This is a genomic window from Paenibacillus soyae (assembly GCF_024623455.1).
Taxonomy (GTDB): domain Bacteria; phylum Bacillota; class Bacilli; order Paenibacillales; family Paenibacillaceae; genus Pristimantibacillus; species Pristimantibacillus soyae.
In genome coordinates this window covers 1-326 of the sequence record NZ_JANIPJ010000077.1, presented here as the reverse complement: position 1 = coordinate 326, position 326 = coordinate 1, and the positions used below count along the sequence as shown (strand labels likewise).

Below are 326 nucleotides of genomic sequence, written 5' to 3'. Positions count from 1 at the left end.
AAGGTGGGGTAGATGATTGGGGTGAAGTCGTAACAAGGTAGCCGTATCGGAAGGTGCGGCTGGATCACCTCCTTTCTAAGGATATACCCGATCTCGATGAAGATCGGATAGGAAGCATAAGCTTCCAACAGCAACTCTCAGGCAGGATTGTTGCTCGCTCGTTGTCAGTTTTGAAAGATCAATTTGATCTTTCGCAGTCATCCGTTTGGTGGCGATGGCGGAGGGGAACCACGCGTTCCCATACCGAACACGACCGTTAAGCCCTCCAGCGCCAATGGTACTTGGACCGCAGGGTCCTGGGAGAGTAGGACGTCGCCAAGCGGATT

General features: G+C 53.1%; 2 rRNA genes. Both read left to right on the top strand.

Features of this window, described 5'->3' with window-relative positions:
- Nucleotides 1–75: ribosomal RNA gene (locus tag NQZ67_RS30055) — 16S ribosomal RNA — on the top strand; the annotation flags it as partial.
- Between the two features lie 129 nt (nt 76–204).
- Nucleotides 205–321: ribosomal RNA gene (gene rrf / locus NQZ67_RS30050) — 5S ribosomal RNA — on the top strand.
- The last annotated feature ends 5 nt before the right edge of the window (nt 322–326 follow it).